The 21,846-nt window shown below is 66.8% G+C and carries 12 protein-coding genes; 9 read left to right on the top strand and 3 right to left on the bottom strand.

The features are described from left to right. Nucleotides 1-143 precede the first annotated feature (143 nt). The 3 genes from Rhe02_RS20050 (at nucleotide 144) to Rhe02_RS20040 (ending at nucleotide 8,323) form a co-directional block, all read left to right on the top strand. The gene (locus Rhe02_RS20050; RefSeq protein WP_203909803.1) at nucleotides 144-7,046 is read left to right on the top strand and encodes an FG-GAP-like repeat-containing protein; all 6,903 of its coding nucleotides are present in this window, start codon (nucleotides 144-146) and stop codon (nucleotides 7,044-7,046) included. Nucleotides 7,047-7,159: 113 nt separating this feature from the next. Next, nucleotides 7,160-7,441 (top strand): hypothetical protein, encoded by a 282-nt coding sequence (locus Rhe02_RS20045; protein ID WP_203909802.1) that lies wholly within the window; start codon nucleotides 7,160-7,162, stop codon nucleotides 7,439-7,441. 393 nt (nucleotides 7,442-7,834) lie between these two features. Further along, nucleotides 7,835-8,323: a DUF2752 domain-containing protein gene (locus Rhe02_RS20040; RefSeq protein ID WP_239123932.1), complete on the top strand. Its 489-nt coding sequence runs from the start codon at nucleotides 7,835-7,837 to the stop codon at nucleotides 8,321-8,323. Between the two features lie 13 nt (nucleotides 8,324-8,336). On the opposite strand, the gene Rhe02_RS20035 is transcribed toward Rhe02_RS20040, so the two are convergent. Beyond that, on the bottom strand, nucleotides 8,337-9,140 hold the full coding sequence (locus tag Rhe02_RS20035; protein ID WP_203909801.1) for a DUF4097 family beta strand repeat-containing protein: 804 nt from the start codon (nucleotides 9,138-9,140) through the stop codon (nucleotides 8,337-8,339). Nucleotides 9,141-9,160: 20 nt separating this feature from the next. Further along, the gene (locus Rhe02_RS20030; RefSeq protein WP_203909800.1) at nucleotides 9,161-9,649 is read right to left on the bottom strand and encodes a toxin-antitoxin system HicB family antitoxin; all 489 of its coding nucleotides are present in this window, start codon (nucleotides 9,647-9,649) and stop codon (nucleotides 9,161-9,163) included. Between the two features lie 88 nt (nucleotides 9,650-9,737). On the opposite strand from Rhe02_RS20030, the gene thyX reads away from it, so the two are divergent. Genes thyX through Rhe02_RS20010 form a run of 4 tightly spaced genes read left to right on the top strand, consistent with a single transcriptional unit; the run spans nucleotide 9,738 to nucleotide 15,557 of the window. Next, complete coding sequence (gene thyX / locus Rhe02_RS20025) at nucleotides 9,738-10,481, top strand: FAD-dependent thymidylate synthase (RefSeq protein WP_203909886.1); 744 nt, start codon at nucleotides 9,738-9,740, stop codon at nucleotides 10,479-10,481. 26 nt (nucleotides 10,482-10,507) lie between these two features. Further along, entirely contained in the window at nucleotides 10,508-11,413 is a 906-nt protein-coding gene (gene dapA / locus Rhe02_RS20020; RefSeq protein ID WP_203909799.1) for a 4-hydroxy-tetrahydrodipicolinate synthase, read from the top strand. Between the two features lie 10 nt (nucleotides 11,414-11,423). Continuing rightward, nucleotides 11,424-13,136 carry a ribonuclease J gene (locus Rhe02_RS20015; RefSeq protein WP_275412626.1) on the top strand — a complete coding sequence of 571 codons (1,713 nt, stop codon included), beginning with the start codon at nucleotides 11,424-11,426 and terminating at the stop codon, nucleotides 13,134-13,136. 30 nt (nucleotides 13,137-13,166) lie between these two features. Next, a complete protein-coding gene (locus Rhe02_RS20010) occupies nucleotides 13,167-15,557 on the top strand; it encodes an FtsK/SpoIIIE family DNA translocase (protein WP_203909798.1) in 2,391 nt (796 codons plus the stop codon). Nucleotides 15,558-15,702: 145 nt separating this feature from the next. Here Rhe02_RS20010 and Rhe02_RS20005 read toward each other — a convergent pair whose 3' ends face one another. After that, nucleotides 15,703-17,121, bottom strand: coding sequence for a GH1 family beta-glucosidase (locus Rhe02_RS20005; protein WP_239123939.1), 1,419 nt, complete (start codon nucleotides 17,119-17,121; stop codon nucleotides 15,703-15,705). 231 nt (nucleotides 17,122-17,352) lie between these two features. Between Rhe02_RS20005 and Rhe02_RS20000 the strand changes: the two genes are divergently transcribed. After that, nucleotides 17,353-20,727 (top strand): galactose-binding domain-containing protein, encoded by a 3,375-nt coding sequence (locus Rhe02_RS20000; RefSeq protein ID WP_203909797.1) that lies wholly within the window; start codon nucleotides 17,353-17,355, stop codon nucleotides 20,725-20,727. A 68-nt stretch (nucleotides 20,728-20,795) separates the two neighbouring features. Next, on the top strand, nucleotides 20,796-21,842 hold the full coding sequence (locus Rhe02_RS19995; protein ID WP_203909796.1) for a LacI family DNA-binding transcriptional regulator: 1,047 nt from the start codon (nucleotides 20,796-20,798) through the stop codon (nucleotides 21,840-21,842). The last annotated feature ends 4 nt before the right edge of the window (nucleotides 21,843-21,846 follow it).

Genomic DNA, 21,846 nt, shown 5'->3' with positions numbered 1-21,846 from the left:
GGGGGAGGTTTACTGCGGTGCGAAGCCGTGCCATTTTTGGGCTAGTCCTGAGTGTTTTTACCAGTATTCTGGCAGGCATTCCGCCTGTCGCGGCCGCTGCGGCGCCCGCCAATCAACCCGAAAACTCCGTTCCGGTCAGCTCTTTGGCATCCAAAGTGGTGCCGCTGTCGAAGATGCCGGAGCTCAAGGCCAGCAACGTTTCCTGGCCATCACCAGCTACCGCGACCATCGATGTGGGCGCGCCCGCGGCCGCAACGATCGGTGGCCTGCGGGTGCGGGTGTCGCCGGTCACCGTAGACGGCTTCACCACCCGGGTCGCGCCGGCGCCGGCCAAGGTGAAGGTTGAGGTTCTGGAGAAGTCCGCCGCCGAGAAAGTCGGTTCGCCGGTGGCGTTTCAGCTGTCGCGCGCGGACGGCGGTTCCGGACCGGCCAAGGTCAACGTTCAGATCGACTACAACAGCTTCCGGCACGCCTACGGCGGCGCCTGGGCGGCCCGGCTGGGGCTGCGCCAGATCCCGCTGTGCGGGCTGGCCAAGGTGAGCGCAGCGGCCGCCGCGCGCGGCGAGTGCGTGGGCCAGGAACTGCTGGTGGACAACGACTTCAAGGCGGGCACCCTGTCCGCCGAGGTGGACCTCGCCGCGCCGCTGGCGGCCGGTCCGGCTACCCCGCTGTCACCCAAACAGCAAGCCCTGCGGGGGATCGAGTCCGACGGAGCCGTCACTGCGGCCGCCGGCATCTCGCTCATCGCCATCACCGGCTCGGGAACAGCCGCCGGCGTGGGCACCTTCGCCAAAACCGACCTCAAGGCCAGCTATGCCTGGGCCGCAGGCGCGAACTCCGGGGGCTTCACCTACTCGTACCCGATGGCCGCGCCGCCGGTGCCCGGCGACCTGGCCCCGAAGATGGGTTTGAGCTATAGCTCGCAAGCCGTCGACGGCCAGACCGCGTCCGAAAACATCCAAAGTGGACTGATCGGCGAGGGCTGGAGCCTGACCGGCGGGGGGTTCATCGAATCCACCTTCCGCCCCTGTTCCCAGGATCAGGACCATGGCGCCTACTGGCCCAACCTCACCGACACGTGCATCCGCCTGGAGAACTACCAGCTGTCCTGGTCGGGAGCCAGCGGTGAGCTGGTGCCTACGGGCACGCCGAACGTATGGCGCGTCGGCAACGACAACGCCGCGATGGTGGAATACCTCAACTCGGGCATAGGCGGCTTGGGCGCGCACTGGCGCGTCAAGACGGCCGACGGCACCCAGTGGTACTTCGGCCGTCAGCGCCTGCCGGGCTGGACCTCCGGCGCACGCGAGACCAACTCCGTGCTCACCCAGCAGGTCTGGTCCAACCACACCGGCGAGCCTTGCCTGAACACCAGTTCGTTTGCGGCTTCGCGATGCCTCATGCCGTACAGGTGGAATCTTGACTATGTCGTGGACGTGCACGGCAACTCGATGTCGTACTGGTACGAGCGATTCACCAACCTACACGGATCCGGGGGCACCGGCTTCAACGAGCTGACCTACGACCGCGACGCAGTGCTCAGCCGCATCGAGTACGGCACCAGAGCGGGCAACGAGACCACGGCAACGGCACCGGCCATCGTCGAGTTCAGCAACACCGACCGGTGCCTCAGTGACTGCGGCAATCTTGCCAACTGGGTGGACACGCCGTGGGATTTGCAGTGCTCGGCCGCGCCCTGCCAGTCGACCGACTACTACGGCAACCTCAAGCCCGTCACCGGCCCGACCTACTGGACCACCAAGCGCCTGACCAAGGTGACGACCAAGATGCGAAGCGGGGCAACCTATAAGAGCGTCGATGAGTGGTCGTTCACCCACCTGTTCCCGGGCGGCACCGATGTTCCGGTCCTGTGGTTGGCGTCGGTATCCCGCAAGGGTTTCGACTCCCTCGGCAACTTCGCCACCACTCCGGCAATGACCTTCCACGGACGCATCGACCGCAACCGCGCCGACTATGACCCGGGCGCGTCAATGGCCGACCCGCAGAAATATCGCATCGATTACGTGGACACCGAGTCCGGTGGGCGCATAGAGGTTTCTTACCTTCCCGCCAACGAACCCGCGTGCACGTGGTGGTCGGGCAAGGCCCAAGCCGAATGGCCCAACTACAACCACAACGCCTCCCGCTGCTTCATGCAGTTCGTCACCAACCGATCCGGGTCGTCGGCGTGGTCGTGGTGGCACAAGTTCGTGGTGGACAAGGTGACCGAGCGGGACATGGTCGGCGGCTCCCCGCCGGTGGAGACCTCCTACCAGTACCTGATGGATGGGGCCGGATCACCGTCGGGGCATCCGCTGGTGCTGTGGAGCTACTCCTCGAACCCCTGGGGCAGCATCAAGAAGGCCATGAACACGTGGCGCGGATATCCGACCGTCGTCACGACGACCGGCCCGGCCACCGGCACGCAGACGAAGATCAAGCAGCTGTTCTATCGAGGTCTGGACCGTGACACGGGCCTGGACCCCAACCAGAACTTCTTCCGCCGGGCCACCATCACCGACAGCCTTGGCACCACGGTCGACGACCATGTGGCCCTGGCCGGGCAGGTCCGCGAGGAAATCGCCTACGACGGGTCCACCGAGATCGCCAAGACCATTCATCACTGGTCGGTGTGGCAGACCGCCGGTGGCGGCTTGCCCACCTGGCAGACACCGCCTGAGCGAGTCGCCTACATGGCGCGGGAGGCGTCCACCAAGACCTTGACGAAGGTGGTGTCGACCGGCGCCTGGCGCACCGCCGAAAAGGTCAACACGTGGGATACCACGTGGGGCACGCTGAGCCAGGTCGACGACAAGGGCGACACCGGCATCACCACCGATGACCTGTGCACGCGAAACACTACCGTGCGCAACGCGCAGCAGCTCGTCTACCGTGCCGGCACCGGCTCCGGCTTGACCGCCGGCGGCATCGGAACGTGGATCGACAACGACTGGTCGGTGTACGACAACATCTTCTCGCCCGGCGACTTCAATGGCGACGGCAAGCCCGACGTGATCGCCCGCTCAACCCTGAACGGCAACCTGTATCTGTTCGCGGGCAACGGTTCCGGCGGGTTCAGCGGTCGCACGGAAATGGGCTGGGGCTGGATCGATGTGGACCAGGTCTTCTCGCCTGGCGACTTCAGTGGCGACGGCAAGCCGGATGTGATCTATCGGCGGCCGTCGGACAACACCCTCTTTATGGTTCGCGGCAACGGAACCGGCGGCTGGGTCACCGGTGCCTCCGAGGCGATCGGCTGGGGCTGGGACGGTGACATCATCTTCTCGCCCGGTGACATCACCGGCGACGGCAAGGTGGATGTGATGTACCGCCGTCCGTCGGACAACAAGATGTACTACATCCGAGGCAACGGCGCCGGGTCATGGATCGATGGCGTTTCCGTCGCGGTGGATGCCAACCTCTGGAACGACCGGGACATCGTGTTCGGCAAGGGCGACGTCACCGGCGACGGCAAGACCGACCTCTACGCACGCGTCAAGGCCACCGGTGAGCTGCGGCTCTACCCGGGCAACGGCAACGGCACCTTCGGCGCGGCGACCTCCTTGGGTACCGGGTGGACGTTCTACAGCCACCTGCTGTCGGCCGGCGACATCAACGCCGACGCCAAAGCGGACGTCATCGGCAGGTTCGGCGGCACAGGCCGTCTTATCAACACGGTGCAGCGAGCGGAAACGGTGGGGGTCAACTGCGCCACCACCCCCGCCTACCCGGCCGATCTGGTCTCCGATGTGCGCACGTTCTTCGACAACAACGCTTTTGGGTTGCCGCCGCTGCGTGCTCTGAGCACCCGCACCGAGACGGTCCGCTCCCACAACGGTTCCACCGCAACGGGTTTCGCGGTCACCACCGCGGACTACGACCAGTGGGGCCGGCGGGTGTGGGCGCGTGACCAGCTGAACCGGCTCACCACGACCGCCTACACCCACGACGCGGCAGGGCTGGTCTCCACGGTGGCGGTCACCAACCCGGGCGGACACACCGTCACCACCGCGATGGACCCGTTGCGTGGCCTCCCGACATCCATCACCGACCCCAACAGCAAGATCACGAAAGCGTCCTACGATCCGCTGGGGCGCGTGAACAAGGTGTGGAAGCCGGGGCATCCCACCTCCGGGACGCCGGACGCGGAGTACCTCTACACGATCACCAATGGGGCGCCGTCGTACCGTACGACAAAGATGTTGGGCCCCGACGGCAACCAGATCACCTCCTTCGAGATCGTCGACGGGTTCCTGCGCGCCAGGCAGACCCAGACGCCCACCCAGGACGGCAAGCGCGCCATCACCGACACCCAATACGACGGGCGTGCTCTGGTGGCGAAGCTGTCCAGCTTCTACAACAACGCCTCCGCGCCAACCGGCACTCTGGTCACGTTCGCCGACACGAGCGTGGAATCGCAGACCCGGCGCACCTATGACGGCGCCGGACGCAAGATCGGCGAGCAGCTGTACAAGAACGACGTCTTCCAATGGCAGACGCAAACCCAGTACGGCGGCGACCGCACCGGCATCATCCCGCCGGCCGGCGGCACACCCACCCAGGACCTGTTCGACGCGCGCGGCCGCGTGTACGAAAAGCGCCAGTTCTCGGGTGCCCCCTTCTCCGGCGCGTTCGACAAGACGACGTACACGTTCGACGACGCCAACCGGGTCAAGAGCGTCACCGACCCGGGCAACAATGCCTGGACCTTCAAATACGATCTGCTCGGCCGCACGATCGAGGCTGTGGATCCGGACACCGGGACGACGACGTCGACCTACGACGACGCCGGGCAGACTCTGTCCACAACGGACGGGCTCGGACAGGTTCTGTGGTACGAGTACGACAGTCTTGGCCGCAGGACCAAGGTGCGCGACACGACGCAGACCGGCACCATCATGGCGGACTGGGTGTACGACACCGTCGCCAAGGGGCAGCTCACCTCCACCTCCCGTTATACGGGCGGGCAGACCTACACCCAGGCGGTCAGCTCCTACAGCGACGACTACCAGCCACTGACCACCACGGTCACCGTGCCCGGGTTCGGAACAGGCGGCGCAACCCTGACCTACACCGTGACCAACACCTACAAGCAGAACGGGGCCCTGGCCACCGAGGTGCTGCCCGCCGTGGGCTCGCTGCCGGGGGAAACCCTGACGCACACCTATGTCCCCACGACCGGTCAGCCAGATCGGCTTAACACCAGCGATAGCCAGGGCACCTATCTGGCGGGGACGAATTACCACTTCGACGGTCTGGTCAACATGCGCTGGCTGGGCGCTGCGGGCAAGCAGGTGCGGCTCAATGACGCCTACGATCCCGCCACCCGCCGGCTCACCAATGCCCTTGTCTCGCTGGAGAACCAGACGACGCCGGGTAACTTCATCGTCAAGTACGAGTCCGTCTACGGCTACGACCTGGCGGGCAACACTACGTCGGTGGCGGGCAAGACCGACGGCGTGGCCGATCAGGAGGAGTGTTTCCGTTACGACTACCTGCGCAGGCTGACCGAGGGCTGGACCCAGACATCGGGTGCTTGCACCACACCGCAGCGCACCGGCGCCGATCCATATTGGCGCAAGTGGACTTTCGACACTGTCGGCAACCGCCTGAGCGAGGTGGACAAGGACCCGTCGGCCGGGGACACCACGTGGACCTACCAGGTGGGCGCGGCCGGCAGCGTCAAACCCCACCAGCTCAAGCAGGTCACCTCGTCCGGTCCCAAGGCCACCCCGACCCGCTTGTTCGGCTATGACCTCGGTGGCAACACCGCCAGCCGGACCAGCGCCACCGGGGCCGCCCAAACACTGACCTGGGACAAGGAGGGGCATCTGGCCTCTCTCACCGAGGCCGGTGTGACCACCTCATATATCTATGACACCGCCGGGAACAGGCTCATCTCCAGCAACGCCAACAAGCAGACCCTGTTCCTGCCCGACGGCAGTCAGCTGGAAAAGATCGGCACGGCCAATCCGCTGGGCACGCGCTTCTACGGCGGCGTCGCCGTGCGTGATGCCACCGGCTTGCGCTGGACGATCTCCGACCAGCACGGAACCAGCGTGGCTCAGATCGATCCCAGCACCCTTGCGGTCAGCCGTCGACGCAGCATGCCTTATGGCGAGGCACGGGGGCCACAGGGCGGAACGTGGAAGGGCAACAAGGGCTACGTCGGCGGCATCAAGGACGACAGCAGCCTGACCCATCTGGGCGCCCGAGAATACGACCCGACGCTGGGCCGCTTCCTCAGCCGCGACCCGGTAATCGACATCACCGATCCACAACAAATCAACGGGTTTGCCTACAGCCACAACAGCCCGATTACCAACAGCGACCCGACCGGCAAGTACGACACCTGTGGCGTCGACGACCCCAATGGCGATGGCAGCTGCCCGCCGGCCGAGCCGCCGCCCGGCGAGATCCCGATCCCCGATGACACCACCCACCCGGGTGGCGGGGGCGGTAGTGGCGGCGGTGGCGGCGGCGGATCCGGTGGCGGCGGTTCCGGCGGCGGAGGCTGCTTCGGCGGCGACCGGCAGTCGGGCGTGTGCACTCCCGCAGCCGGAAGCCCGGCATCGGCGAAGATGCTGCTGGTGGCCCAGGAAACGCCGCAAGAATCCGTTGTCCCCAAGGGATTCAGCGTCAAGAAGGCACTCTTCGACATAGGCGTGGCGGTCTTGAGCAACTTCGCCACCGGCTTGTGTTACTTCCAGGCGCCGGGCGCAAACCTTGCGTGCGGTGCGATCGTTGGGGCTGTTACGGGAGCCATCACCTATGCGCTGGCGACTTTGGCGTTCGGCTTCGCGGAGTTCAACTGGTTTGACTTCGGCGTGGCCGTGGTGGCCGGTCTCCTTGGCGGGATGGCCGGAATTCTCGGAGGCCTGGTCAAGCAGGCCATCATCGGTCAGCTGAAACAGCTGGTCCCCGTGATAGTCGCCAAGCTCGCCGACAAGGCGGTGCAGGCAGGCTTCGGCATGGTGGCGGGAGCTCTTGCGGCCATCGGAGGGTACGTAGGGCTTGCTCTCGCGCAGGCTTCCGACGATGACTGAGGCGCGCCCGACCGCTCATAGATAGATAGACAGAACTAAAGATACAATCGCTGCTCGCTCGGATACTTGATCCGGGCGAGCAGCGGCCTTGGCGGGCGCGAAGCGGAGGACACGTGGCGGCAATGCTCAAGCGGGCGCTGGCGGCGCTCGTGTCTTACACGGCAAGACTCGGCCGCCTCGAGTGGTCGGCCTGGATCGTCAGCTGGCTTGTGCTGACGGCGCTGTTCGCCGGTGTGCTGGCCGTGATGGTCATGGCTGGGGGCATCGATTGGATGCGGGCCTGCCTGGACGTTGCCGGGGTGGCGCTGGCGCTGTTGCTGCTTCGCATCGTCTACCGCGCCGCGTGGCGCGCCGAGCAAAAACGGAAAAGCTCCACCCCACAAGATCAGCTTTAAGAGACCGCTTACGGCGCGGACCGCTCGGCCGGGCCGCCGCCCGAGGAGGCGTTCCGGCGGCCGGCCGAGCAGTTCGCGCCCGACCCCGCCGGCGGCGGCCGAGATCTGGCCGTGGGATCGTTTCCGGCCCCAGGTCCAAATTTGCGCAGGCGAGGTGCTGATCCCAGCCCAGGCGGCAGGGTGGATGCCGCTGGCATGGTTCCACCGCGACATCCGAGCTGCGAAGCCTTTCTCCGTGTCCACATTGGCTATCCCTTCGATCCCTGGGCGGGCGGCCGCCGGGCGTTGAATGCCGAGCTCCCACATTTGGCTGATCGGACAGGCCAGCTGGAGATCACGCCTGGGAGAGCGAGGGGATCTCACGGCTTTGCCCAACCGTGTAACTTCTAAGGGGTGACCGACGCGCACGCCTACCCCGTTCCGGTTGAGCCACCGGTTGACCGGGTGACTCGGCTGTCTGATCGAGTGCTTTCCCGCATGCCGCGCTGGCTCGGCCCGGTTGCGGTGCTCGGATGCATCGGTGGCGCGCTCGGCTACACGATGTGGTCCACCCCGGCCTCGTCGGGCGCCGACAGCATCCCGACCTGCCTGGTGAAGCTGACCACCGGTCTTGACTGTCCCGGCTGCGGTGGCACCCGTGCCGCGTGGTACCTGCTGCATGGCGACATTCCCGCCGCCGCCCGGCACCATCTGCTGTTCGTCTTCGCGGTGCCGTTCCTGCTTTACCTTTACGTCGCCTGGGCCGGGCAGACCGCCTTCGGCTGGAAGCTCCCGCAGTTGAGGCTGAGCCCGAAGCTGCTGGCCTTCTTCTTGGGGGCCTGGGGAATCTTCATGGTGCTGCGGAATCTTCCGTGGGCCCCGTTCACCTACTACTTCGTCTGATCCGGCCGAAGCCTCATTCCGCGAGCGCGACCCGGTTGAGGGTGATGTCGCCCGAGGCCGTGCGGATTTTGATCTGCAGGTTGGTGCCGCTGGGCGGCGCGCCGTCGCTCATGGCCAGCTCGCTGCGCGTCTTGCCGGAGGCGGTGCTGAGATCCAGCCAGACCGCGGTGCCGGCGGCCACGCCCACAGTCACGTCGCCGCTGGCGCTGTGCGCCCTGACCTCTCCGCGGCTGGCGACACCCACCTTGATGTCGCCGGAGGCGGTCTTGGCTCGGGCGCTGCCGTCGGCGCGGCCGATGGTGACGTCGCCGCTGGCCGAGTGAGCATCGGCGTCCTTGCCCACATACTGTGCCGAGACGTCGCCGCTGGCGCTGTTCATCCGCAGGTCGCCGCCGACCCAGCCAATCTTGACGTCGCCGCTGGCGCTGACGACCGAGGCGTCCTTGGCCACCCGGTCGACCGTGAGGTCGCCGCTTGCCGTGTGGGCGACGACGTCGTGGTAGACGCCGGTGCAGGTCACGTCGGCCGAGGCGGACTTGATGCTGAGCGCGCTGTCCTGCGGGATGTACACCATGATCCTTAGCTTGGGCCACTTGAACAACGCCCAGCCCTTGCCGTGCGGAGTGTGCACGACCAGGTGTTTGCCCTCAAGGTGTACCCGAGTCTGCTCGGCCGCTTCGCGGCTGGTCGACGAGCTGTCGAGGGGATCGACGGTAACGATGATCTTTTCGTGTTCCCCCGCGTTGACGTCGAGGGTGCCGCTGGCGATGCGGATGTCGGCGTTGACCGGGCCGGGGTTGGCGAATTCGTAGTTCATGAGAGGTCTCCTGTCAGGCTTCAGGCTTGGGCGTAACCGGTGAAGGACTTGCCATAGCTGGATCTGGGCGGGTTGTTGGACCGCGGGCCGGGGCTGCCTTGCAGCGCGGCCGAGGCGGCGCGAACCAGCCACGTGTTGACGGAGACGCCTTCGGCGTCGGCCGCCTTCTTGATCGCCTCGTTGAGGCTGTCGGGGAGGCGAAGCGTGAGCCGGGCCTGATCGCCGCCGGTCTCCGGGTAGGTCACGGGCTGCGGCGGGGCCTCCGGCTCGGCACCCGTCACCACCAGCTCGGCCTCGCGTCCACGTAGGCGAACCTCGACCGTTGGGCCGTCGAGCTTGGTGGTGATCTCAGCGGTGGCGTCGGCGAGCACCTCGATGAGACAGAGGCGGGCGGAGGCGTCGAGTGCGGTAGCCAAGATCTCTGCGGTCTGGGCGATCTGCTCGCCTCCCGGCGCGGCCGCTGCGGCCAGATCTCGCCGGAGGGAATCTAGGTAGGGCGACAGGTCCATGACATCACTATGACGTCAGCATGATGTCGTGTCAAGTGTCGCGCTGACGTCAGCGGCTGGTGGGAGTATTGTGCTGCCTGTGACGGAACTGGTAGAGCCGAAGGTGCAGCTCATCGCTTGGACCCAATTTCAGCCTCCGGCCGAGGTGCCGTGGGAGACCGACGCGGAGGGTGGACAGGCGCTGGCTGAGTTCGCCGGACGCGCCTGCTACCAGTCCTGGTCCAAGCCGAACCCGGCGACCGCCACCAACAGCGCCTACCTCAAGCACATCCTGGAGGTCGGCCACCTGTCCGTGTTGGAGCATGGCACCGCCACCTTCTACTTCACCGGCGTCTCGCGTTCCTTCACCCACGAGCTGATCCGTCACCGGCATTTCTCCTACTCGCAGCTGTCCCAGCGCTATGTTCCCGAGCGCGACGCGGCGATGGTGGAGCCCGACGTCATCGCCGAGGATCCGGAGCTGCACAAGCGCTTTGTCGAGGCCTCCGAGGCCGCTGTGCGTGCGTACAACGAGCTGCTGGAAGGCCTTGAGGCCAAGTTCGCCGACGTCGCCAACGCGACCCTGCGCCGCAAACAGGCCCGGCAGGCGGCGCGCGCGATCCTGCCCAACGCGACCGAGACCCGCATCGTGGTCACCGGCAACTACCGGGCGTGGCGGCACTTCATCGCCATGCGCGCCACCGAACACGCCGACGTCGAAATTCGCGCCCTCGCCGTCGAGTGTCTTCGCCAGCTCCAGACGCTCGCACCAAGCGTTTTCGGTGACTTCCAGATCAGTCAGCTTCCTGACGGGTCGGCTATTGCGGCCAGCCCGTATACGTGGGAGTCATAGCTGAGTACTTCCGTTAGGTTGTTTCTATGACGCAAGACGCTCGGCGGCCGTTCGGCCGTGTCCTCACCGCGATGGTGACCCCGATGCACCCCGATGGTGCTGTCGACTGCGATGGCGCGGCGCGACTGGCCGAGTACCTCGTGGACGAGCAGGGCAACGACGCGCTGGTCATCAACGGCACCACCGGCGAGTCTCCGACCACCAGCGGGGTGGACAAGGAGAGTGTGCTGCGGGCCGTGATCGAGGCGGTCGGCGACCGGGCCAAAATCGTCGCCGGCGTCGGAACTTCGAGCACCTATTACACGATCGAGCTGGCGCGGCAGGCCGAGAAGGCAGGCGCGCACGGCCTGCTCGTGGTGGCGCCGTACTACAACAAGCCGCCGCAGGCTGGCCTGCTCGCCCACTTCACCGCCGTGGCCGACAGCACGGGCCTGCCGGTGCTGCTCTACGACATCCCGCACCGCACCGGGGTGGCGATCGCGACCGACACGATCGTGAAGCTCGCCGAGCACGACCGCATCGTCGGGGTGAAGGACGCCAAGGGCGATCTGACCGCCACGAGCTGGGTGCTCAAGCGCTCCGATCTGGCTTACTACTCAGGCGAAGACGCATTGACCCTTCCCATGCTCGCCGCGGGCGGCGTGGGCGTGGTGGGCACCTCGACGCACCTCACCGGTGCGCTCACCAAGAAGATGATCGAGGCATTTGACCAAGGTGACCATGCCGGAGCACTTCAGCTGCATCAGCAACTGCTTCCGCTATTCACCGGAATTTTCCGAACCCAGGGCACGATCCTGGTGAAGGCAGCCATGAACGCTCGTGGTCTGCCCGGTGGTCCCGTCCGGGCGCCGCTGGTTGATGCGACCGAGGCCGAACTGGCCCAGCTGCGCATCGACTGCGCCGACTCGGGGCTCCCGCTTGACATGACATAAGGAGTTAATTTTGGCCTCTGCACCATTAGAGGGAACCAGCGAGCTCAAGCAGCTCAGCCCGCCGCCCGAGCTGCCGGAAGGCGGCTTGCGGGTGATCCCCCTGGGCGGATTGGGCGCCATCGGCCGCAACATGACGGTCTTCGAGTTCGACGGCAAGCTGCTCATCGTCGACTGCGGGGTGTTGTTCCCCGACACCGCAGACCAGCCCGGCGTTGACCTGATCCTGCCGGACTTCGCCCCGATCCTGGACAGGCTCGAAGACGTCCAGGCGATCGTTCTGACCCACGGCCACGAGGACCACATCGGCGCGGTCCCGTACCTGCTCGCGCACAAGCCCGACATCCCCTTGGTGGGGTCCCAGTTCACGCTGGCCCTGATCGAGGCGAAGCTCGCGGAGCGGCGGATCACGCCCTACGCGCTGACCGTCGCCGAGGGCAGGCGGGAGCGGCTCGGGCCTTTCGACCTGGAGTTCTTTGCGGTCAACCACTCCATCCCGGACGCGCTCGCGGTCGCCATTCGCACACCTGCCGGCCTCGTGTTGCACACCGGTGACTTCAAGATGGACCAGCTCCCGCTCGACGGGCGCATCACCGACCTGGCCGGGTTCGCCCGGCTCGGGGCCGAGGGCGTGGACCTGCTGCTGTCCGACTCGACCAACGCCGAGATCCCGGGTTTCGTCACCCCGGAACGGGAGATCGGGCCGGTACTGGACGCGATCTTCGCCAAGGCGGCGGGCCGCATCATCGTGGCCTCCTTCGCCTCCCACGTGCACCGTGTCCAGCAGGTGCTCGATTCGGCTGCCGAGCATGGGCGCAAGGTGGCCCTGATCGGCCGGTCCATGGTTCGCAACATGGGGATAGCCCGCGATCTGGGTCTGCTGCGCGTGGAGCAGGGCCTGATCGTCGGCCTGGAGGAGGCGACCGCGTTTCCTCCCAACCAGATCGTGCTGATGTCGACCGGTTCGCAGGGCGAGCCGATGAGCGCGCTCGGGCGGATGGCCAACGGCGACCACCGGCACGTCACGGTCGGCCCGGGCGACACCGTGGTGCTGGCCAGCTCGCTGGTGCCCGGGAACGAGACCAGCGTCTACCGCGTGATCAACCAGCTGGCGCGGGGCGGCGCGAACGTCATCCACAAGGAAACCGCGAAGGTTCACGTCTCCGGGCACTCGCCTGCGGGCGAGTTGCTGTATCTGCTCAACGTGGTGAAACCGAGCAACCTCATGCCGGTACACGGTGAATGGCGTCATTTGCGGGCACACGCGCGACTTGGCCTGGAGTCCGGGTTGAAAGCGGAGAACATCGTGCTTTGTGAAGACGGCGATGTCGTGGATCTCGTGGATGGGCACGCCCGCGTGGTGGGGCATGTGAAGTCCCGCTATGTCTATGTGGACGGTCTCGCCGTGGGCGATGTGGGCGAGAGCCTGCTCACCGAAAGGCGCATTCTCGGCGACGGCGGGTTCATCGCGGTCACCGTGGTGGTGGACTCGGTCACCGGCAAGGTGGTGGGTGGCCCGACCCTTTCCGCGAAGGGGTTCTCCGAGGATCCGGCGGCCTTCGACCCGGTGTTGCCGCTGGTGACAGACGGTCTCGACCGGGCCGCGCTGGAGGGGGTCACCGACCCGCATCAGCTGCAGCAGATCGTGCGCAGGGTGGTGGGCAGGTGGGTCAACGAGGCCTATCGGCGAAGGCCAATGATTGTGCCCAACGTGTTGGAGGTCTAAAACTACAGGCTTGTGATTTAGCCTGTGCGTATGGCGGCACGTACCTCTCAATCGAGCCGTCGCGCAGCTGCCTCCACCACAAGGAAGCCCGCGACGCGGACTCCTGCGCGCTCTCGACGCCGCTCTGCCAGCCCTCTTGACCTTCTAGCGCGTGGGATAGGCGCGCTGTGGATGGGCATTGCCCATGGGGTGGGGTGGCTGGTGCGGGGAGTCAGTTCGCAGGCGTCGAAGGCGAAGGACCTCGACCCGGAGCATCGCCGCGACGGTCTGGGGTTGCTCCTGTTAGGACTGTCGGTGCTGCTGGCCGTCGCCATCTGGGGCGGCGGCGCCGGGCCGCTGGGCAGCTGGCTCGGTGTGGCGCTGCGCTTCTTCGTCGGCGCGGTGGCGGTCGCTTTGCCCATGCTGCTGGCGGTTTCGGCGTTTCGCATGATGCGCTCTGATCCCGATCCGGCGCAGCGTGGCCGCGCGTTCGTGGGCTGGAGCGCGCTTTTCCTTGCCGCGACTGGATTGCTGGAGATCCTGCAGGACCCGGTGGACATGGTCCAGCGCGAGTACATGGCCGGCGGCATGCTCGGCTGGGGCGTCGGCAAGCTCGAGGCCGCGGTCACCGCCTTTGTCGCGGTGCCACTTCTGTTGCTGCTGTTCGGTTTTGGCGTGCTCGTCATCACCGCCACCCCGGTCAGCAAGATTCCTGAACGGCTGGCCCATCTGCGTGACCTGTTCATCGGCAGGCCTTTGGACGGCGAAGCGGAGGAGGACCCCGAGCCGGGCAAGCCGCGCCGCCGGCTCACCCCGCCGGCCGCGTTCACCCGCGATGACGATGAGGACGAGGTCGAGCCGGAGCACGTGACCGTCTCGATCCAGCGGCCCACCAAGAAGGTCAAGCCGGCCCCGCCCTCGCACACCCCGCCACCGACCAAAATGGAGCAGCTGGTGCTGCCCAGTCTCGGCGGCGAATACGTGCTCCCACCCGCCAATCTGCTGCGCCCGGGGGAGGCGGCCAAGACCCGTTCCAAGGCCAACGACGAGGTCATTGCGGCGCTGGCCAACGTGTTCGACCAGTTCGATGTCGATGCGGCGGTCACCGGTTTCACCCGTGGGCCGACGGTCACCCGCTACGAGGTCGAGCTCGGGCACGGGGTGAAGGTCGAGCGGATCACGGCGCTCTCCCGCAACATCGCTTACTCCGTCAAGAGTCCCGATGTCAGGATCCTGAGCCCGATCCCGGGCAAGAGTGCGGTCGGCGTCGAGATTCCCAACTCCGACCGCGAAGACGTTGCCCTGGGCGATGTGCTGCGGTCCCGCCTGGCCTGCAACGACACCCACCCGATGGTGGTGGCGCTCGGCAAGGACATCGAAGGCGGTTACGTCACGGCCAACCTGGCGAAGATGCCGCACATCCTCATCGCCGGGGCGACCGGCGCCGGAAAGTCCTCCTGCCTCAACAGTTTGCTGGTGTCGATCCTGGCCCGGGCCACACCCGACCAGGTTCGCCTGCTGCTCATCGACCCGAAGCGGGTCGAGCTGACCGGATACGAGGGCATTCCGCACCTGGTCACCCCGATCGTCACCAATCCCAAGAAGGCGTCGGACGCCCTCGAGTGGGTGGTGCGCGAGATGGACATGCGCTACGACGACCTCGCCGCCGCGGGAGTTCGCCACATCGACGACTACAACCGCAAGGTGCGCGCCGGCCAGATCAAGGCGCCACCCGGATCCGAGCGCAGCATCGCCCCCTACCCCTATCTGCTGGTCATCGTCGACGAGCTGGCCGACCTGATGATGGTCGCGCCGCGTGATGTCGAAGACTCGATCGTGCGCATCACCCAGCTCGCCCGCGCCGCCGGCATCCATCTCGTGCTGGCCACCCAGCGCCCGTCGGTCGATGTGGTGACCGGTCTGATCAAGGCCAATGTCCCTTCCCGCTTGGCTTTCGCGACAAGCTCCCTGGCCGACTCCCGCGTCATCCTCGACCAGCCGGGCGCTGAGAAGCTCATCGGCCGCGGCGATGCGCTCTTCCTGCCGATGGGGGCGTCCAAACCGCAACGGCTGCAAGGTGCCTGGGTCGACGAGAAGGAAATCGTCGACATCGTCGCCTTCTGTAAGCGCCAGCGCGAGCCCGAGTTCCGTCCCGACATCCTCGCTCCACCCCCGCCGGACCCGCGCAAGAAGGCCGAGGAGGAGGTCGGCGACGACCTCGAGCTGCTGCTGCAGGCCATCGAGCTGGTCGTGGTTTCCCAGCTGGGCTCGACGAGCATGTTGCAGCGCAAGCTTCGCGTCGGCTTCGCCAAGGCCGGCCGGCTCATGGACCTGATGGAAACCCGCGGCATTGTCGGGCCCTCCGAGGGCTCGAAGGCCCGCGAGGTTCTCATCAAACCCGATGAGCTGGCTGAGGTCATGGCAAGCCTCGGCGCAGATTGACCTTCCTTTTTGCGCCGGTCCGTCGTGGTCAAGCGCCGTAACTCCCGTCGGCAACGCCACCTGCGTGCTTGGTTGCGCCCGGCGGCTGCGCCGCCGCCGGCGATTTTGGCTCTGCTCGCGCGGGGGAGAGCGCTCTCCAAATGCGTTAGCGGCGCGGGACGCCGCCGGAGGCGATGACGTCGCGATACCAGTGGGCGCTCTGCTTGAGGGTGCGGACCTGGGTCTCGTAATCGACGTGGATGATGCCGAAGCGTTTGCCGTAGCCGAGCGCCCACTCGAAGTTGTCCAGCAGCGACCAGACGAAGTACCCGCGAAGGTTCGCGCCCGCCTGCAATGCCTGGTGCGCCGCGACCAGATGCCGGTGCAGGAAGTCGATCCGCTCGGTGTCCTGAACCTGGCCGTCGACCACCTTGTCCGGAAACGCGGCCCCGTTTTCGGTGATGTAGAGCGCGATGTCGCCGTAGTCGCGCTTGATCCGCAGCAGGATCTCCTCCAGCCCGCTCGGATCGATCGGCCAGTCCATGTCGGTGCGCGGGCCTTCGGCGCGGTGCCAGGTGACCCTGTCCCCGGTCGGGTACGGGCCATGCGGGTCGTCGCGCGGAGGGTTGGCCGCGCTCACCAGATCGGGCTGGTAGTAGTTCAGCCCGAGCCCGTCGATCGGCGCGCCGATGATCTCAAGGTCGCCCTCGCGGACGAAGGACCAGTCGCTGGTCTGGGCCGTGTCGGCGAGCACGTCCTGCGGGTAGGCGCCCTTGAAGATCGGATCAAGGAAGATCCGGTTGAGCATGCCGTCGATGCGCCGCGCCGCGTCCAGGTCGGCGGGATCGTCCGAGAAGGCCCGTACCACGCCCGCGTTGATGGCCAGCGAGATGTTGGCGTCCTTACCCGAGGCGCGGATGGCCGCCGTGCCCAGGCCATGCGCGAGCAGGAGATGGTGAGCGGCGGCAAGCGAATCCGCGTGGTTGGTCCGGCCGGGGGCGTGCGCACCCGAGCCGTAGCCGAGGAAGGCCGAGCACCAGGGCTCGTTCAGCGTGCACCACAGCTCGATCCGGTCGCCCAGCGCGGCTGCCACGTCGGCGGCGTAGTCGCCGAAGCGGTGGGCGGTGTCGCGGTTGGTCCAGCCGCCCGCGTCTTCGAGCTCCTGTGGAAGATCCCAGTGGTAGAGAGTGGCGACCGGTTTGATGCCCTTGCCCAGCAGCTCATCCACGAGCTTGTCGTAGAAGGCGATTCCGGCCGGGTTGCTCCGGTCTCCTCCGCGCGGCCGGATGCGGGGCCAGGCCACCGAGAACCGGTAGGCGTTGAGGCCAAGGCTGGCCATCAGCGCGACGTCGTCGCGGTAACGGAAATAGTGTTCGGTCGCGCCGGCGCCGCTGTCGCCGTTGACAACCTTGCCTTCGGTGGCGGCGAAGGTGTCCCAGATGCAGGGAGTGCGGCCATCCTCGTCGGTGGCGCCTTCGATCTGGTAGGAGGCGGTCGCCGCTCCCCACCAAAAGCCTGCTGGAAACCGCAGCTCGGTAAGCTCGCCGTGAGCCGGGGAACCGGCTGCCATCAGGGAAGAAGTCATCATCCCGGCACCACTTTCGTCATCGCTCTCAATCACGGAGAGCGCTCTCCAAGTGGGTCCAACACTGAGCTTTTATGTGCGGTTCTGTCAATACCGTGTCCACTTTAGGCACGTATACGCACGCGGAGATCGATAGATGTCTTGACAGTTGGGAAACCCGGGCGTAACACTTCGTCCAACACGGAGAGCGCTCTCCATCGATCCCCGTGTCCGGACCGAGAGGCAGGTTCCGTGAAACCCAAAGGCGTGCTCCTATCCCTTGCCGCCAGCACCCTCGTGGCGGCCTCGGCGCTGGTGGTGATCTCCGCTGCGAGCGCCGCCGACGTGCTCCTTTCCCAGGGCAAACCGGCCACGGCTTCGTCGGTTCAGGGTGCCGACGTGCCAGCCGCTCTGGCCTTCGACGGCAACAACGGCACCCGCTGGTCGAGTCAATGGAGCGACCCGCAGTGGATCGCCGTGGACCTTGGTGCGACCGCCACCATCAACCAGGTCGTCCTCCGCTGGGAGGGCGCCTTCGCCCGTACCTACCAGATCCAGACCTCGCCCGACGGCGTGACCTGGACCAATATCTACTCGACCAGCACCGGTGCGGGTGGCGTGGAAACCCTCAACGTCACCGGCTCAGGCCGGCACGTGCGGATGAACGGCACCGCGCGCGCAACGGGTTACGGCTACTCGCTCTGGGAGTTCCAGGTCTACGGCTCCATCGGCGGCGCCCCGCCCGCCTGCTCCGGCAACGCCGCGCTGAACAGGCCCGCCACCGCTTCCTCCGTCGAAATCGGCAGCCCGGCCGAAGCTTTCGACGGCAACCCCGGCACCCGCTGGGGCAGCCTTTTCGCCGATCCCCAGTGGCTTCGCGTCGATCTGGGCTCGACGATGAGCGTCTGCCAGGTGGTCCTGCAGTGGGAGGGCGCCTACGGGCGCGCATACCAGATCCAGACCTCGGCCGACGGGAACACCTGGACCACCATCTACTCCACGACCACCGGCGCCGGCGGCACGGAAACCCTCAACGTTTCCGGCTCCGGGCGCTACGTGCGCATGTACGGCACGACCCGTGGCACGGGTTGGGGTTACTCGCTGTGGGAGATGGTGGTGCGAACGGGTCCGGCCGGCACGCCGACCTCCACCCCGACCTCCACCCCCGACCCGGCGTGGACCACGGTCTGGTCCGAGGACTTCAACGGCACCACGCTCAACGCCGCGAACTGGTTGGTGCGCACCGGAACCCAGTACCCGGGCGGCGCGGCGAACTGGGGCACCGGTGAAGTGGAAACGATGAGCGCGGCCAACGTGACCCTGGACGGCGCGGGCAAGCTGAACGTGCGCGCGGTTCGCGACGGAGCGGGCAACTGGACCTCGGGCCGCATCGAAACCCAGCGCACCGATTTCGGGGCAGCCGCGGGGGAGCAGGTGCGCTTCACCGCCAACCTCAAGCAGCCCGACGTTGCGAACGGGCTCGGCTATTGGCCCGGCTTCCGCGCGACCGGAGCCGCCTACCGCGGCAACTACAACAACTGGCCCGGCGTCGGCGAGACCGACATCATGACCGACGTCAATGGGCGCAGCCAGCTCGCGCAGACCCTCCACTGTGGAACGGCGCCCGATGGCGTGTGCGCCGAGTACAACGGCCGCACCAGCGGGTTCGCCACCTGTGCCGGATGCCAGACCGGTTTCCACGAGTACACGCAGATCATCGACCGCAGCAAGACCGACGAGGAGATCCGCTTCTACCTCGATGGCGTGCAAACCTGGATAGTGCGGGAGAGCCAGGTAGGCGTCGCCGCTTGGCAAGCCGCCGTGCAGCACGGGTTCTATCTGCGCCTAGATCTGGCCATCGGCGGCTCGCTGCCCAACGCGCTCGCCGGGCAGACCACGCCGACCGCGGCCACCACGAGCGGCGGGATCCTGAGCGTCGAGTCAGTCTCCGTCGCCAAGCGCAGCGGGGCCGCCCCGCCCGCGATGACCGATCCGGCCACGCCGGGCGGCCCGAGCGTGGTTCGGGTCACCGGAAGTCAAGGGGCATGGCAGCTTCAGGTCAACGGCGCGCCCTGGGAGGTCAAGGGCATCACCTATGGCCCGCCGCAGGGCGCGCTCGACGGCTACGTCCGGGACCTGAAAGCTATGGGCGTCAACACCATTCGCACCTGGGGCGTCGATGCCAACACGCCGGCGTTGCTGGACAAGGCGGCGCAGCACGGAATCAAGGTGATCGTCGGGCACTGGCTGAACCAGGGCGCGGACTACGTCGCCGACACCGCTTACAAAACCGCGGTCAAGAACGAGATCGTGGCACGGGTCAACGCGCTCAAGGGACAGCAGGGCGTGCTGATGTGGGACGTGGGCAACGAGGTGATCCTCACCATGCAGGACTTCGGTTTGCCGGCCAACGTGGTGGAGCAGCGCCGGGTCGCCTACGCCCAATTCGTCAACGAAGTGGCGGTGGCGATCCACGCCGCCGACGCCAACCACCCGGTCACCTCGACCGATGCTTGGACCGGCGCCTGGCCCTACTACAAGACACATTCGCCCGCCCTCGATCTGCTTGCGGTCAACTCCTACGGCGCCATCGGCGGGGTCAAGGCCGACTGGATCGCCCAGGGCCACACCAAGCCCTACGTCGTCACCGAGGCCGGTCCGGCCGGGGAGTGGGAGGTTCCCAACGACCTCAACGGCGTCCCCACCGAGCCGACCGATCTGCAGAAACGGGCCGGCTACACGGCCAGCTGGAACGCCATCAAGGCCCATCCCGGGGTTGCCTTGGGCGCCACCGAGTTTCACTACGGGCTCGAAAACGACTTCGGCGGGGTCTGGCTCAACACCTACACCGGAGGCTGGCGGCGCTTGGGTTATCACGCTTTGAAGCAGGCTTATACCGGTACCCCATCAGCCAACACCCCACCGGAGATCACCTCCATGTCGGTGGGCAACCAGACGGCTGTGCCCGCCGGGGGCCAGTTCACGGTCAACGTCGGCGCGACCGACCCCAACGGGGACGCGATCCGCTACAACCTGATGTTCTCCAACAAGCACATCAACGGCAATCGCGGCTTCGACCACGTGCGGTTCACCCAGACCGGCGCGGGCTCGTTCTCGGTCACCGCGCCGCAGCAGATGGGCGTCTGGAAGGTCTACGTCTACGCCTATGACGGGCAGGGCAACGTCGGCATCGAGACGCGCTCGTTCAAGGTGGTCCCGCCGACAGTGCCGGGCACCAACATCGCGCTCAACCGGCCGGCCACCGCCTCGTCCTACCAGCCGACCGGGCCGAGCGGGCCGCAGCTGCCGTCCTTCGCCAACGACGGCAACTTCACCACCCGCTGGGCCAGCGACTGGAGCGACCCGCAATGGATCCAGGTCGATCTGGGCAGCGTGCAGAGCTTCAACCACATTCAGCTGGCCTGGGAGGATGCCTACGCGCGGTCCTACCAGATCCAGACCTCCACCGATGGCGCCGGCTGGAGCACGATCTACTCGACCACCACCGGCGACGGCGGGTTCGATGATCTGAATCTGACCGGCTCGGGCCGCTATGTTCGGATCAGCGGGACCGTTCGGGCGACCACGTTTGGCTATTCGTTGTGGGAGTTCGGTGTTTATCGTTAGCGGGTTCCGGGTGCTCTCCGCCACTTCAGCGGCGGAGAGCGCTCTCCCTCTGTGCTATAAAGGCTGCCATGAGCACTTCTGAGGTCCCGCGGTCACCGACGTTGGAAGACGTTGCCCAGGTGGCCGGGGTCTCGCGGGCAACGGTCTCCCGGGTGATCAATGGGGTTCGCAACGTTGACCCCGAGCTTCACGAGGTGGTCTGGCGTGCCGTCAACGCGACCGGATATGTGCCCAACCGCGCGGCCCGCTCGCTGGTGACCCGCCGCACCGGTTCGGTGGCCCTGCTGGTCTCCGACTCGGAGGACCACAGCGTCAACGATCCGTTTATGAGCCGCTTCTTCACCGACCCCTATTTCGGGCGCGTGGTGGGCGGGGTGCTCAGCGTGCTGCGCCCGACCGGGGTGCACCTGGCCCTCATGCTTGCCGGCACGGACGAGGCCCGGGTCAAGGTCGTCGGCGATCTGCGCCAGGGCCACGCCGACGGCGTGGTCATCCTCTCCCTGCACCCGGGCGACACGCTGCCCCGGCTCATCGCCGACGCGGGGATCCCGGCTGTCCTGTTTGGACGGCCTGCCATTCCCACGCCGATCAGCTACGTGGACGTAGCCAACGACCGCGGCGCCGCGATGGCCGCCGAACACCTGATAGCGCGCGGCTGCGAGCGCATCGGCATCATCTCCGGCCCGGCCGACGTGCCGGCCAGCCAGGACCGCCTGGCCGGGTTCCGCCAGGCGATGGCCAGGCACGGCCACGCCTACATCCCTTGTGTGGAAGGCAACTTCACCCTCGCCAGCGGCGAGGCCGGCATGCGCAAGCTGCTCGCCGAGGAGCCAGGTCTCGATGGCGTCTTCGCCCTCAACGACCTGATGGCCCAGGGCGCCGTCCACGCGCTTCGCGAGCTTGACCGCGCCGTCCCCGACGAGGTGGCGGTCATCGGCTTCGACGACAGCACCCCGGCGCTGGCCGCCCGGCCCACGCTGACCACCGTGCGCCATCCCATGGAAGACATGGCAGCCGAGGCCGTGCGCCTGCTCATCGCCCGCATCGACGACCCGAGCACCCGCGTCACCTCGGTCATCTTCGAGCCGAGCCTGGTGGTCCGGCACTCGGCGTAGCTCC

Origin of the sequence: Rhizocola hellebori (genome assembly GCF_016862955.1) — a bacterium.
GTDB lineage: Bacteria > Actinomycetota > Actinomycetes > Mycobacteriales > Micromonosporaceae > Rhizocola > Rhizocola hellebori.
The sequence above is the reverse complement of the archived record's forward strand: the minus strand, read 5'-3'. Positions and strand labels throughout refer to the sequence as shown.

Excerpts from the sequence above, each read along its gene's own strand:
- Rhe02_RS20030 (WP_203909800.1), bottom strand. The coding sequence starts at position 9,649 with ATGGACCTGTCGCCCTACCTAGATTCCCTCCGGCGAGATCTGGCCGCA.
- Rhe02_RS20035 (WP_203909801.1), bottom strand. The coding sequence starts at position 9,140 with ATGAACTACGAATTCGCCAACCCCGGCCCGGTCAACGCCGACATCCGC.
- Rhe02_RS20005 (WP_239123939.1), bottom strand. The coding sequence starts at position 17,121 with ATGACTTCTTCCCTGATGGCAGCCGGTTCCCCGGCTCACGGCGAGCTT.
- Rhe02_RS20010 (WP_203909798.1), top strand. The coding sequence starts at position 13,167 with ATGGCGGCACGTACCTCTCAATCGAGCCGTCGCGCAGCTGCCTCCACC.
- dapA (WP_203909799.1), top strand. The coding sequence starts at position 10,508 with ATGACGCAAGACGCTCGGCGGCCGTTCGGCCGTGTCCTCACCGCGATG.
- Rhe02_RS19995 (WP_203909796.1), top strand. The coding sequence starts at position 20,796 with ATGAGCACTTCTGAGGTCCCGCGGTCACCGACGTTGGAAGACGTTGCC.